Source organism: Streptomyces sp. CLCI03, from assembly GCF_053615355.1.
Window position 1 is genome coordinate 553736 of the sequence record NZ_CM132132.1, and the last position, 14103, is coordinate 567838.

General features: G+C 72.6%; 11 protein-coding genes. 7 read left to right on the forward strand and 4 right to left on the reverse strand.

What is annotated here, in order from left to right; translation table 11 throughout:
- Nucleotides 1-47 precede the first annotated feature (47 nt).
- The 5 genes from ACWG52_RS02595 (at nt 48) to ACWG52_RS02615 (ending at nt 7804) form a co-directional block, all read left to right on the forward strand.
- Nucleotides 48-1007, forward strand: coding sequence for a cyclase family protein (locus tag ACWG52_RS02595; protein WP_389802065.1), 960 nt, complete (start codon nt 48-50; stop codon nt 1005-1007).
- Between the two features lie 105 nt (nt 1008-1112).
- On the forward strand, nt 1113-3893 hold the full coding sequence (locus tag ACWG52_RS02600; protein ID WP_389802061.1) for a SpoIIE family protein phosphatase: 2781 nt from the start codon (nt 1113-1115) through the stop codon (nt 3891-3893).
- A gap of 129 nt (nt 3894-4022) precedes the next feature.
- The gene (locus ACWG52_RS02605) at nt 4023-5573 is read left to right on the forward strand and encodes a sugar ABC transporter ATP-binding protein (RefSeq protein WP_453127668.1); all 1551 of its coding nucleotides are present in this window, start codon (nt 4023-4025) and stop codon (nt 5571-5573) included.
- Nucleotides 5570-6607: an ABC transporter permease gene (locus ACWG52_RS02610; RefSeq protein WP_389802055.1), complete on the forward strand. Its 1038-nt coding sequence runs from the start codon at nt 5570-5572 to the stop codon at nt 6605-6607. Before ACWG52_RS02605 ends, ACWG52_RS02610 begins: the two co-directional genes overlap by 4 nt.
- Nucleotides 6608-6640: 33 nt before the next feature.
- Nucleotides 6641-7804 (forward strand): substrate-binding domain-containing protein, encoded by a 1164-nt coding sequence (locus ACWG52_RS02615; protein ID WP_389802052.1) that lies wholly within the window; start codon nt 6641-6643, stop codon nt 7802-7804.
- Nucleotides 7805-7882: 78 nt separating this feature from the next.
- Here the strand turns inward: ACWG52_RS02615 and ACWG52_RS02620 are convergent, their stop codons facing one another.
- Both ACWG52_RS02620 and ACWG52_RS02625 read right to left on the reverse strand, forming a co-directional pair.
- Entirely contained in the window at nt 7883-8620 is a 738-nt protein-coding gene (locus tag ACWG52_RS02620) for an NPP1 family protein (RefSeq protein ID WP_389803289.1), read from the reverse strand.
- Between the two features lie 592 nt (nt 8621-9212).
- A complete protein-coding gene (locus ACWG52_RS02625) occupies nt 9213-10082 on the reverse strand; it encodes an SDR family NAD(P)-dependent oxidoreductase (RefSeq protein ID WP_390138526.1) in 870 nt (289 codons plus the stop codon).
- Between the two features lie 85 nt (nt 10083-10167).
- Between ACWG52_RS02625 and ACWG52_RS02630 the strand changes: the two genes are divergently transcribed.
- A complete protein-coding gene (locus tag ACWG52_RS02630; protein ID WP_375935205.1) occupies nt 10168-10650 on the forward strand; it encodes a MarR family winged helix-turn-helix transcriptional regulator in 483 nt (160 codons plus the stop codon).
- Nucleotides 10651-10770: 120 nt separating this feature from the next.
- Here the strand turns inward: ACWG52_RS02630 and ACWG52_RS02635 are convergent, their stop codons facing one another.
- Nucleotides 10771-11415 (reverse strand): TetR/AcrR family transcriptional regulator, encoded by a 645-nt coding sequence (locus ACWG52_RS02635; RefSeq protein ID WP_390138524.1) that lies wholly within the window; start codon nt 11413-11415, stop codon nt 10771-10773.
- Nucleotides 11416-11479: 64 nt separating this feature from the next.
- Between ACWG52_RS02635 and ACWG52_RS02640 the strand changes: the two genes are divergently transcribed.
- A complete protein-coding gene (locus ACWG52_RS02640; RefSeq protein WP_390165847.1) occupies nt 11480-13111 on the forward strand; it encodes an FAD-binding oxidoreductase in 1632 nt (543 codons plus the stop codon).
- 94 nt (nt 13112-13205) lie between these two features.
- Here the strand turns inward: ACWG52_RS02640 and ACWG52_RS02645 are convergent, their stop codons facing one another.
- Entirely contained in the window at nt 13206-14093 is an 888-nt protein-coding gene (locus ACWG52_RS02645; protein ID WP_389802040.1) for a geranyl diphosphate 2-C-methyltransferase, read from the reverse strand.
- Nucleotides 14094-14103: the final 10 nt, after the last annotated feature.

The window sequence follows — 14103 nt, forward strand, 5'->3', positions numbered from 1 at the left end:
ACGTCTCCCGGCCGGCACGGGGGCACGGGGCGCCGGACACTGGGGAGATGAGCGGCAACCCCACCGGTGACCAGGTCGGCGGCCCCGTCAACGGGCCCGCCGTCTCCCGCGAGGAGTTCGACGCGCTGTTCGCGTCGGTCCGTACGTGGGGCCGGTGGGCGGCGGCCGACCGCGGGGCCTGGAACCGGGTGACGGTGCGGCACGCGCGCGGGGCCACCGCCGCGGTCCGGGACGGAACGGTCGTCCCGCTGGCACGCCCCTGGGACACCCGCCCCGGGCCGGACAACACCAAGCCCGCCCTGCACTACATGTCCGACCTCGGTGACGTGCAGGCTCCGGAGCCGTCCGTCTACAAGGACTTCCTCGGCGCGGACTACCACGGCAAGGGCGTGACGCATCTGGACGCACTGTCACACGTCGCCTACCGGGGGCGACTGTACGACGGGCGCGCGGCGCGGGAGGTGGTCGACGCGGCAGGGGCCCGCTTCGGAGCGGTGTCGGCGCTCGGCGCCCTGGTCACGCGGGGCGTCCTGGTCGACCTGCCCGCCGCCCTCGGGGTCGAATGGCTCGAACCGGGTCGTGCGGTGCACGCGCGGGACCTCCTGGCCGCGGAGGAGGCGCTGGGGGTGACGGTCGGGGACGGCGACGCGGTGCTGCTGCGCTCCGGTGCCCTGCGCCGGCGCCGGGAGGTCGGCCCGTGGAATCCCGACGGGGCGAGCGCGGGCTGGCACGTCCACGCCGTGCCGCTGCTGGCCGAGCGCGCCGTCGCGCTGCTGGGCGGCGACGGGGACAGCGACGTGCGGCCTTCGCCGGTCGAGGGGCTGCACTCCCCCGTCCACACGCTCGCCGTGACGGCGATGGGGGTGCCCCTGCTGGACAACCTCGATCTCGAAGCGCTCTCGGCCGCGTGCGCCGCGGCGGGCCGTTACGCGTTCCTGCTCGTCGTGGCGCCGCTGAACGTGCCCGGTGGGACGGGTTCGCCCGTCAATCCGGTCGCGGTCCTGTGACGGCCGGGACCGCTGATCACTTCACTCCCACCCCTCATTGCCGAAATGTGAGGAATATACTCAAATCTGGTGATCGAGGGCGCGCCGGTGAGGGATGTGATGCACATGGGGGTCGTCGGAGACCGCATCGGCCCCGTGCGCTTCCGTGACCGATTCCTGCAGGGCGAGTCGGTCGAGGGGAGCGTGAGAAGTCCGATCCTGAGTTCGTGGCAGCGCAGTCGACTGCTGGGGCTGTCGCCGGACCAGTCGGAACTCCCCTTCGAGCAGGACATCGACCTGGAGGGTCCGCTGCTGCGCGCCGCCGAGCCCGTGCTCGACCGCCTCCAGGCCATTTTCGCGGGCAGCCAGACCAACATCAGCCTCGCCGACGGGCACGGCATGGTGCTCGCACGACGCTTCGGCGAGAAGTCCATGGTCAGGAGGCTCGCCCCGATCCAGATCCTCCCCGGGTTCGTCTTCGCCGAGCGGTTCGCCGGGACGAACGGCATCGGCCTCAGCCTCGCCGAACGCCGGCTGTGCCAGGTCTACGGCGCCGAGCACTTCGCCGAACGGTCCCAGGCGAGCGCCTGCACCGCGATCCCGCTCCGTGACCAGCTCAGCGGGCACATCCAGGGCGTCCTGTGTCTCGGCTATCCCTACACCGACGCGGACCCGGCGCTGATCCCCGTGGTGCGCAAGGCCGCCGAGGCCATCGAGCGGCGACTGATGGACCAGAGTTCGGCACGCGAGCACGGTCTGCTGCAGGCCTACCTCGATGCCGCGCACCTGGCCCGGAGCGGCGAGCACGGTCTCGACGGACACCCGGTCGCGATGGCCGACTTCCTCCGGAGCGAGCTGGAGCAGAGCGACCAGGCGACCCTCAAGGAGAAGGCCACGGAGCTGATGTCCGGGGACCGGCGGGCCGCCGCCGAGGTGCCCCTGTCCCGCGGCCGGTGGGTCACCCTGGTCAGCCGCCCCGTGACGAGCGCCGCCGGGGTGGAGGGGGTCGTCGTCGAGGCCCTGCTGCCCGAGGACTCGGAGCGGCACGCCCCCGCCCCCACCCACCCGCACGCCCCCGCCGCGCCGCCGCCCGCGTTCCGGCCCCACGTCGCCCCCGGTCCCGACCCGGCGAGCGCCCGCGCGCGCGGCGCACCACCGGCCGACGGACCCACCCGGGCCGGCCGGGTCAGAGGGCTGGTGCTGGTGGGCGAGCCCGAGGTGGGCAAGTACGCCGTCGCGGCGCGCCGGCGCCTGGAGTTGCTCGCCGAGGCCAGCAACCGCATCGGCACCACCCTCGACGTGAGCCGTACCGCCTGGGAGCTCGCCGAGACGGCCGTCCCGAGGTTGGCCGATTTCGTCACCATCGACCTGCCCGCGGGCGTCCTGCTCGGGGAGGAATCCCCGCATCCCACCACCGAGATGCACCGCACGGTGGTCCACGGCATTCGCGAGGACTGCCCCTTCTATCCGGTCGGCTCGCAGGTCAGCCTGCGGCCCACCACGCCCCACATGCGGTGCATCGCCACCGGGCAGCCGGTGCTCGAACAGGATCTGAAGGCCGCCTTCGGCTGGATCGCCCAGGACCCCCAGCATGCCGAACTGCTCCTGGCGCACAACATCCACTCCCTCATCACCGTCCCGCTGCTCGCCCGTGGCGCCGTCCTCGGCGTCGCGAGCTTCTACCGCTCGCAGGACCCCGCCCCGTACGGGGACGACGACCGCTCGCTGGCCCAGGAACTCGCCGCCCGGGCCTCCCTCTGCATCGACAACGCCCGCCGCTACACCCGCGAACACACCCTGGCCCTCTCCCTGCAGCGAAGCCTGCTCCCCCGCGGGCTCCCCGAGCAGAGCGCCGTCGAGGTCGCCCACCGCTATCTGCCCGCCGAGTCGGGCGTGGGCGGCGACTGGTTCGACGTCATCCCCCTGTCCGGAGCCCGGGTCGCCCTGCTCGTCGGCGACGTCGTCGGCCACGGACTGCACGCCGCCGCGACGATGGGCCGGCTGCGCACCGCCGCCCGCAACTTCGCCGAGCTGGAACTCGCCCCCGACGAGCTCCTGACCCACCTCGACAACCTGATGGTGCGCCTCGACCGGGAGGAGGGCGGGGACGGTCCCGACTCCGCCAGCACCGGCATCGTCGGCGCCACCTGCCTGTACGCCATCTACGACCCCACCTCCCAGCTGTGCACGATGGCCCGCGCCGGCCATCCGCCGCCCGCGCTGGTCCGACCCGACGGCGCCGTGTCCCTGCTCGACCTGCCCGCCGGCCCCCCGCTGGGCCTCGGCGGCCTGCCCTTCGAGTCGGTCGAGATCCGGCTCCCCGAACACAGCCAGCTCGTCCTCTACACCGACGGACTCATCGAGGACCGCCACCGCGACGTCGACGTGGCCCTCGACGCCCTGAACCGGGCACTGGCCCACCCGGACCGGGCCCCCGAGGACACCTGCCAGGCGGTCCTCGACGCCGTGGCACCCGAGCACCCCGCCGACGACATCGCGCTCCTCGTCGCCCGCACCAACGCCGTCCCCGCGGACCGGATCGCCACCTGGGAGCTCGACGCCGATCCGGCCCTGGTCTCCGAGGTCCGCGCCGCTTCCGTGAGCCAGCTGAACCGGTGGGGGCTGGAGGAGTCCGCCTTCGCCACGGAACTGCTGCTCAGCGAGCTGGTCACGAATGCCGTCCGGTACGGGACCGCGCCGATCCGGGTGCGCCTGATCCATGACCGCAACCTGATCTGCGAGGTGCACGACGCCAGCAGCAGCGCCCCGCGCATGCGCCGGTCGGCGACCACCGACGAGGGCGGCCGCGGCCTGTTCCTCGTCGCACAGCTCGCCCAGTCCTGGGGCACCCGCTACACCACCGGCGGCAAGGTCATCTGGGCCGAGTGCAGCCTCGCCGCGGCATGACCCCGCGCCCCGGCCGTTCGGCCAATGGGGTCAGACCCTGCGACGACATGCCGGGAATGCCCCACCCCATCCCCGTAGAGTGCCCCGTACCGTCGGGAAGAACTCGGAGGCCGACCCCCGGAGAAGTCTGTGCATGACGCTCCCGACACCTGGGCGAGCCCACCCTCGCACTCCGGTGCCGCACCACTCGTCCGCGTGCGCGGCCTGAGCAAGCGGTTCGGCGGCACGCTCGCGCTGGACGCGGTCGACCTCGACCTCCACCGCGGCGGCGTCCTCGCCCTGCTCGGCCCCAACGGAGCCGGGAAATCCACCCTGATCAAGGTACTGGCCGGGGTCCTACGGGCCGACGCCGGTGAGGTGACGGTGGCCGGCCATCCCCTCGGCAGCCACGCCGCGACCCGGAACATGTCCTTCATCCACCAGGACCTCGGTCTCGTCCCGTGGATGACGGTGGCCGAGAACATCGCCCTGGTCACCGGCTACCGCCGCCGCCACGGGCTGATCTCCTGGCGACGGACCCGGGAGCGCTGCGACGAGGCCCTGCGGATCGTCGCCGGGCACCTGGACGCCGACGCCCGGATCGGGCGCCTCGGCCCCGCCGAGCGCTCGCTCGTCGCCATCGCCCGCGCCCTCGCCACCCGGGCCGAACTCATCGTGCTCGACGAGCCGACCGCCACGCTCCCGGCCGCCGACTGCGCGCGGCTCTTCGACGTGCTCCACACCCTGCGCGACCGCGGCCACGGCATCCTCTACGTCAGCCACCGGCTCGACGAGGTCTACCAGGTCGCCGACACCTTCGCCGTGCTGCGGGACGGCCGGCTGGTCGATCGGGGCCCCCTCGCCGGTCACAGCCCGGACCGGTTGGTGCGCGCGATCGTGGGCCACGCACCGGCCCGCCGGACACCCGGCGCACCCCCGGCCACCGGCGCGCCCCTGCTGCGCCTCGACCGGGTGCGGACCGTGGCCTCCGGAGAGGTCAGCCTGGACCTGCGCGCCGGAGAAATCCTCGGCATGGTCGGCCTGACCGGCGCCGGCCACATGGAACTGGGCCGCGCCCTCGCCGGCGCCCGGCCGATCCTCGGCGGGCGGGTTCTGCTCGACGGCCGCCCGTACCACCCGCGTACGGTCCACTCCGCGCTCGACTCCGGCATCGGTTTCGTGGCGGCCAACCGTCAGGAGGAGGGCTGCGCCCCCGACCTGACCGTTCGGGAGAACTTCCTGGCGAACCCGCGCGCGGCCGGCGCCCCGGCGGCGCACTGGATCAGCCCCCGGCGCGAGCGCGGCGAGGCCACCGCCCTCATCGACCGGTTCTCGGTGCACCCCCGCGACAGCGAGGTGCCGATCGCCACCCTGTCCGGCGGCAATCAGCAGAAGGTCATGGTCGGCCGATGGCTGCGGGGACACCTGCGCCTGCTCGTCCTGGAGGAGCCGACCGCCGGGGTGGACGTCGGCGCCAAGGCCACCATCCACCGGCTCCTCGACGACGCACGGGCCTCGGGCCTGGCGGTCCTGCTCATCTCCACCGATTTCGAGGAGGTCGCGGACGTGTGCCATCGCGCCCTGGTGTTCGTCCGCGGGAGGGTGAGCACCGAGCTGAGCGGAGCGGCCCTCACGGTCTCCGAACTCACCCGGACCGCCTCGGCCATGCCCGCGATCACCGGACCCACGACGGACCGATGACCATGCCCCCTTCGCCCTCGCCGTCGCCCTCGCCCGCGTCGCCCGATCCTGCTGGGCGTTCCCTGCCGGACCACCTGCGGGGGCACCACCTCGGCACCTACGGCCTGCTGGTCCTGGCCGTCCTGCTCTTCCTGGTCTTCTCCCTGGTCCTGCCGGACACCTTCCCCACCCGCGACAACGTCTCCTCGATCCTGTCCAACCAGTCGATCCCGGCCATCCTGGCCCTCGGCGCGACCATCCCCATCGCCACCGGCAAGTTCGACCTGTCCATGGGCTACGGCCTCGGCCTGGCCCATGTGCTGGTGATGCGGCTCATCGTCGACACGGGTTGGCCGTGGCCGCTCGCCTGTCTCACCGTGGTCCTCGGCGGGGCGCTGGTCGGCGTCCTCAACGGCGTCATCGTCGAGTACGTGCGCATCGACTCCTTCATCGCCACCCTCGGCACCGGCAGCATGATGTACGCGGTCACCGGCTGGATCACCGACGGCTCCCGCATCGTCCCCGGCCCGGACGGCCTGCCCAGCGCCTTCACCGGCCTCTACGACTCCCGCTTCCTCGGGCTGCCGCTGCCCGCCTATTACGTCCTGGCCCTCGCGGCCGCGCTCTGGCTGGTCCTGGAACGGTTGCCGCTCGGCCGGTACATGTACGTGATCGGCTCCAGCCGACGCACCGCCGACATCATCGGCATCCCCAGCCACCGGTACTCCGTCTACGCCTTCGCCGGATCGGGCCTGGTCACCGGCCTCGCCGGGGTCCTCCTCGCCGCCCAGCAGCAGACCGGCAATCCGACCGTCGGGCTGGACTACCTGCTGCCCGCCTTCGTCGGCGCCCTGCTCGGGTCCACCACGATCAAACCCGGCCGCGTCAACGCCCTCGGCACCGTCGTGGCCGTCGCCGTCCTCGCCATCGGGCTCGCCGGCATCGGCCAGCTCGGCGCCGACTTCTGGGCCACCCCGCTGTTCAACGGCGCCACCCTGCTCATCGCCGTCGGCCTGGCCGGCTACTCCGCCCGCCGCCGGCTGCGCACCCCCTAGGAAAGTTCGTACGCGCACCGCGTCAGGAGCACCGTGTACCCGAACGACTCGCACCCCCGCCCGCAGCTCAGGACCCCACTCACGACCGCGGCCCTGCTGACGGCGGCCGCCACCCTGCTCGTCGGCTGCGGGAGCGGTGGCCCCGCCACCGGCGCCGCGCCGCCCAAGGCGGCCGGTTGCCCCACCGCCCTCGCGAGCGCCGGGGCGGCCGTCGCGCGGGCCGAGAAGACCGACACCGCGTGGCACGGCCCCACCACCGGCCCCGCCGCGGTCCCCGGCAAGTCGATCGTCTACGTCGCGCAGACCATGACCAACCCCGGTGTCGCGGGCGTCGCGAAGGGCGTCGAGGAGGCAGCGAAGGCCATCGGCTGGCAGGTCCGTGTCATCGACGGGGACGGCACCCCGGCCGGTATCCAGGCGGCGCTCAGCCAGGCCATCACCCTTCGGCCCTCGGGCATCGTCATCGGCGGCTTCGACCCCCAGCTGACCTCGCAGCAGATGGCGCGGGCCGAGGCGGCCGACATCCCGGTGATCGGCTGGCACGCGGTGGGATCCCCCGGCCCGAGCGAGAGACCCAAGCTGTTCACCAACGTCACCACCAAGGTGGAGGACGTGGCGCGGATCAGCGCGGACTGGATCATCGCCCGGTCCGAGGGCGATGCCGGAGTCGTCCTCTTCACCGACGACTCGATCCCGTTCGCCAAGAACAAGGCCGAGCTGATCCGCAAGGAGCTGGCCACCTGTTCCGGCGTACGACTGCTGAGCTACGAGAACATCCCCATCCCCGACGCCGCGAGCCGCACCGGGCAGGCGGTCTCCTCGCTGCTCTCCCGCTTCGGGGACGACTGGACGTACTCCGCCGCCATCAACGACCTGTACTTCGCGGACGCGGCGCCGGCCCTGCGGGCGGCGGGCCGGCCGGGCTCCGGGCCGCCGTTCAACATCGGCGCGGGCGACGGCGACCCCTCCGCCTTCCAGCGGATCAACAGCGAGCAGTTCCAGGCCGCCACCGTGCCCGAGCCGTTGAACCAGCAGGGCTGGCAGATCGTCGACGAGTTCAACCGCGCCTTCGCCGGCCGACCGGCCAGCGGCTACGTGGCCCCGGTGCACATCGCCACGGCCGACAACAGCGACGGCGCCACGTCCTGGGACCCGTCCGGATACCGCGAGGGGTACCGCAGGATCTGGGCGGGCTGACGACAGGCGTCGCCACCGGCACCGGTCCCGCTCGCTGCGAGGCCGGTGCCGGTTCGGGTGCCGGTGCCGGTGCCGGTCTTACTGGTACGGGTCGAAGGGGATGCCGGCCGGCTTGGCCTCCGCCAGGTGGTTGGCGAAGGAGTCGTCCCTCAGGCCGAAGTGCGCGCTGCCGAAATCGGCCGCGGTGAGCTTTTCGCGCACGGTCGCCGGGTAGCCCGACCACCCCACGAGCGTGGGGAACTGCCAGGTGCCGCGGTGGTTCTCGGGCGGCTCGTCGTTGGTGTTCGCCGCGCGGAAGCAGTGCGTGCCGATGCCGTCCTTGTGGTAGACGATCTTGGGGTGGTTGCCGTCCCAGCGGATCCGGTCGCGCGCGTGGATGTCGAAGTCCCCGTGGGCGGAGGTCGCGACGTACTTGGCCTCGTCGCCCTGGATCCACACGACCACGTGCTCCCAGTCGTGGCGGTGGCCGCCGAGCTCGATGCCGGGAAGGGCCTGGTCCTTCTCGAAGTACAACGCGTAAAGGACGGCGCACCAGCCGTTGTTGCACTTCCAGCGGGAGTAGCCGTTGGTGTTGGCGAGGTCCGAGGCGTCCCGGCAGCTGCCGTTGAGGGCGCCGGTGGGCCTGAGCCCGCCGTTGAGGACTCCGTTCGCGCTGATGGCTGGGGTCGGGTAGCAACCGTCGGTGTCGTAGTCGTAGGCGGGTTGGTAGGTCAGCTCGATCGCTTCGGCTTTGCCGGGGAGCGCCGGGGGCGGCGCCGCGAAGGCCACCTGGGGAACGGCGACGACCACCGCGAGGGCGGCACCGACGACCACCATCGATCGCCGGATGTGACGGTTCGTCCGCAAAACGGGCCTCCTGGCCGGCCGGGTGCGAGGGTGGCGGACGCATCGCGACGGAACACCGTCGACCGACGCGCCGCGAGCATCATTCGCGAACCGGGGCGACACGGCAAGAGGCCGGGCAGACTCCGTTCCTTGCGCACCGAAGGTGCGTAAAGGCCTTGTACACAATAAAAATTGACGGATTGTCAGGGCTGAGCCGGACATCCTCTCCGACGGACGGGGACCGTTCGTCGGCGCTCAGCGGCGGGCTCTCGCCACGCCGGGCAGCACGACAGCCCGGTGATCGGCATGTCCGTCACCGGGCTGTGCGGCCCGCTCGACCGGGCCGGCCCCGCCGTCCGTCAGGCGGGTGTCAGCCGAGGGTGTTCATCAGGATGATCGCCAGGAGGTCCAGGAGGATGACGGCGACGACGGCGCCGATCATGAACCAGGCCTTGCGTGATTCGTCCATGCCCACGGGTCACCTCCCGGCCGGGGCGGCCGCCGCGCGGTCCGGGGACCGCGCGAAGGACTCGTCCGCCTCCGGCCATCATGACCCGATTCCGGGCGGGCCGCTCGCGGCAGGTCAGCCGACCCAGGCTCCGGTCATGCCGACGACAGCCGAGCCGTCCTGGTCGACCAGCTTGTTCCCCGTGAAGTCACGGGCCCACTGGGAGGTCTGGATACGGAAGGCGGGCCGCTCGACGGTGAGCGCCTCCATGACGGACTCGGCGGCGCCGGCCGGCGTCTGCGCGCCGTTCATGAACTGGCCGACGGTGCGCTCGACGTAGTGGCGCAGCGCGTCGGAGTACGGGCCGGCGGCGGCGATCCGGGCTTCGAGGTCGAGGCCGATGTTGTTCACGAACTCCGTCGCGACGGCGCCGGGCTCGATGACGGACACGCTCACACCGACGGCGCCCGCGACGGGAGCCAGGCTCTCCATGTATCCCTCCACGGCGAACTTCGCGGCGCAGTAGGCCTCGTTGAAGGGCTGGCCGATGACGCCGCCGACGCTGGTGACCGTGATCAGCCGGCCGCCGGTGGCCCGCAGGTGCGGCAGCGCGGCCTTGGAGACGTTCAGGACGCCGAAGAAGTTGACCTCCATGACCTCGCGGACGTCGGCGACGGATTCGAGCTCCAGGGTGCCCACGTGCCCGGCGCCGGCGTTGTTGACGACGGCGTCCAGCCGGCCGTAGTCCGCGACGACGCCCTCCACGGCGGCGGTGACGGAGGCCTCGTCCACGACGTCGAGCTGCCGGATGTCGATCTCGACACCGGCCTCGACGGCGGCCTTGCGCAGGGCGTCGGCGCGGCCGGTGTCGCGCAAGGTGGCGACCGTACGCCAGCCCGCCCGGGCTGCGGCGATCGCGGCGGCCAGGCCGATACCGGAGGAGGTTCCGGTGATCAGGACGGTGCGGGCGGAGGTGGTGGAGCCGGAGGCGGGGGTGGTCGACATGGCGGGCCTTTCACGGGGGGATTTATGTGCGTGCACACACACTATAAAATTATGTGCGTGCGCACGCAAGCTCTAGACTGCCGACATGCCGAAGAAGCTCACCGAAGCCGAGATGCCGGCGGCCGACTACGCCTTCTACGGGCTGGTGTGGGCCGGAACCGTCATGACCGATCGTGTCGACCGGGCCCTGGTCAAGGCGCACGACCTCCCCGTGTCCTGGTTCGAGGTCATGCTCTGGCTGGCCTCCAGCCCCGAGCCGGTGCCCGCCTCCGTACTCGGCAACAGCACCCTGCTCAGCCGCAGCCAGGTCTCCCGCGTCGTGGACGCCCTGCAGACACGGGGCCTGGTGACCCGCACACCCTCGGCGCGCGATGCCCGGTCGGTCGAGGTCTCCCTCACGGAGGCGGGGCGCACGGTGTTCACCGAGGCCGACGCCACCAGGCGCGAAGCGCTGGCCCCCGTCTTCACCGAACTGCTCGACGAGCGGGACCTGGAGGCGCTGGGCACCGTGTGGCGCAAGCTCAAGGCGGCGAAGGCCGCGCAGGCCGAACAGGAGCGCGCCCGGTAGTCCCCCGTCCGGGAAGGGGGCGGGCCACCCTGCACCTGGCGCGCTCAGCTGGACCGACCGTAGCGGTGGGCACCGACGACGGGGGCCGCGCGGCCGCCGCACGCCGCGCCGGCGGCGGTGTCAGCCGCGGCGCTCGTCGGGCGTGAGCGTGGCGGCGGCCGCGAAGAGGCGGGCGCACCGCCGTGTCATGGCCTCCGGGGTCTGCTCCGGGTGCTTGACCCACCAGCGGACGAGGGTGGCGACCAGGTCCCGCCAGACGTACTTGAGCGCGTCGGCGTCCAGCGGGTCGGTGGATCCGGCCGAACGCAGCAGTTCCGCAGTGCCGCCGGCGGCGAGCCGGTCGATCGCCGACCAGTACGCCGAGGCCCGGCGCGCGGCCTCGCCACCGGGCGGCAGCGTGGTGTCGTAGAGCACGAACCACGCCTCCCGCTGCCCCTCCAGGGCGGTGAAGATGCTGTGCAGCACGCGCAGCGGCGTGTGCGGGGCGGCGGTCCCGCCCTCACCCATCGCCGCGCGGATGGTGTCCAGCAGCCGGTCCCCGACCGGGACCAGACAGGCCACGTACAGGTCCTCCTTGGTGCCGAAGTACTGGTGCAGCAGCGTCTTGGTGACGCCCACGCGTGCGGCGATCGCGGGCAGCGACGCCGCCGCGTAGCCGTGCGTGCCGAACTCCTCCGTGGCCGCCTCCAGCATCTGCCGACGGCGGTGCTGCCGCGGGACTCCCTTGGTGCCGGCCTTCGAGGAATGCGAGGAGGGGGTTGCCATGAGCCGATATTATCAGTAGGTAATTTACCACTAGGTAAATTACCTCGACACCTGGAGCGCCGCCATGGCCGGCACCACCTCGCAACCCGACCGACCGACCGCCCGCACCCGCTCCTGGTGGGGCTGGGGCTGGGCGGACGCGCATCCCGACGACGCGGAGTGCGCCGCGATGGGCGCCCTGCTCCCCGGCACCCTCAGCCGTCCGCTCCCCGTCCCCCGCGTCCGCGACCTGGCCGTCGCCGCCCCCGCCGTCGAACCTCCCCGGAGCCTCGCCCACCTGGTCGGCTCGGATCCCGCGGACCGCGCCGCGCACTCCATGGGCAAGGCCTATCGCGACGTGGTGCGCGCCTTGCGTGGACGCCCGGGCCGCATCCCCGATCTCGTCGCCCGCCCCACCGACGACCAGGGCGTGGCCGATCTGCTGGACTGGGCCGGCGAGCGGCAGGTCGCCGTCGTCCCGTACGGCGGGGGCTCCTCGGTCACCGGTGGTGTCGAGTACCGCGGCGACGCCCACCGGGCCGTCCTGTCCCTGGACCTGACCGCCATGGACCGCGTACTGGAGGTGGACTGCGAGGGTCGGGCGGCGCGCATCCAGGCCGGCACGCTCGGACCGAGCCTGGAGGACCAGCTGCGGCCCCACGGCCTCACCCTGCGGCATTTCCCGCAGAGCTTCGAGTTCTCCACGTTGGGCGGCTGGCTCGCCACCCGGGCCGGCGGCCACTACGCCACCGGCCGCACGCACATCGACGACTTCGTCCAGTCGCTGCGCGTCGTGACCCCGGCCGGCATCAGCAACTCCTGGCGGCTGCCCGGCTCCGGGGCCGGCCCCTCCCCCGACCGCCTGTTCCTGGGCTCCGAGGGGGCCCTCGGCATCATCACCGAGGCATGGGTGCGCCTGCAGGAACGCCCCCGCCACAAGGCGTCCGCCTCGGTCGCGTTCACGGACTTCCGGAGCGCCCTGCGGGCGGTGCGCGCCCTCGCGCAGTCCGACCTCTCCCCCGCCAACTGCCGTCTGCTGGACTCCGGTGAGGCCGCGCTGTCGGGCGCGGCGCACGACGGCAGCTCGGTACTGGTCCTCGGGTTCGAGTCGGCGGACGAACCGGTGACGGCCCGACTCGAACGGGCCGTCGCGCTGGCCCGCTCGCACGGCGGCCGGTACGACGGGGCGGGTGAGGACAACGCGGTCGGCGGCTCGGCGGGAAGCCCGGACGGCGACGCGGCGGTGGGCGCCTGGCGCTCGGCCTTCCTGCGGATGCCCTACCTCCGCGACGGCCTGGCCCGGATGGGGGCGATCGCCGAGACCTTCGAGACGGCGGCCACCTGGGACCGCGTCCCCGACCTGATCGACGAGGTACGCCGGGAGGTGGGCGAGGCGGCGACCAAGGCCACCGGCTTCCCCGCGACCGTCAACTGCCGCCTGACACACGTGTATCCGGACGGCGCGGCGCCGTACTTCACCGTACTCGCCGCCGGCCGGGCCGGGGACGAGGTCGCGGTCTGGGACGACCTCAAGGCCGTCGCGAACGAGGTCCTGCACCGCCACCGGGCCACCATCACCCACCACCACGCCGTCGGCCGGGACCACCGCCCGGGCTACGACCGCCAGCGCCCCGAGCCCTTCGCCCTCGCCCTGCGGGCCGCGAAGGGGGCCCTCGATCCGCGGGGCGTCCTCAACCCCGGCGTGCTCGTGGACTGAGCCCCGCCCGCACGCCTGCCGGACGCCTCCGGGACGACACGGAGGGGCCGGGCCCGTCGGACGACGGTCCCGGCCCCTCGCGGTCGGCGTTCGGTCAGACGCGGTCGGCCGCGATCAGCACGTACTGGAAGGAGCCGTCCTTGTAGGACTCGATGAACGCCTCCTCGATGCCGGTGACCAGGGAGGACGTGGCCCGCAGCTCCCAGTAGGGCAGGGTGTCGGGGGTCAGGTCGATGACGGCCTGCGGGACGAGACGGTTGTCGGCCATCGCGCGCAGGTACTCGCGGCGGGAGTGGATGTTGCACTCGAAGTGCGCGTTGATCTGGGAGACCCACTTCGAGGGCTGGCCGTACCGCGGGTTCCAGCAGCCGGTGATGGTCACGTACCGGCCGCCGACCTTCAGGACGCGCGAGTGCTCCGCGAAGAGGTCGTGCAGGTCGACGTACATGCTCGACTCGTTGTTCCACGAGCCGGCGGCCTGCCCGGTCTCGAACGGCGTGCTGAGCATGTTGCAGACACGGGCCCGGACGTGGTCCTCGATACCCAGTTCGTGGGCCCGCTGGTTCGCGAAGTCGGCCTGCTTGGCCGACAGGGTGACGCCCTCGACCTTGCATCCGAAGCGCTGGTGGGCCATGACCATCGAACCGCCGCGGCCGCAGCCCGCGTCGACGAGGGTGTCGTCACGCCCGATCGAGCCGAGGTGCTCAAGGAGGACGTCGGCCTGGGCCGACTCCAGGCGGTGGAGCTCGGCGATCAGCTTCTTCTCGTAGGCGCTGTCCTCGGTGTCGCCGAGGGCGGCGTGGTCGATGTCGCCGATGCCGTAGTGGTGGTGGTAAAGACCGTCGACATCGCCGAGACGAAGGTTCACGGGCCTGGCCTCGTGGTCCCAGTAACGGGCGATGTCCCCCTGGTAGGGAGTCGCCGGGCCCGGGATGAACACGGAGGAGGTACCGGCGGCGGTGGTGAGATCGGTGCTAGTCATGAACAATTCC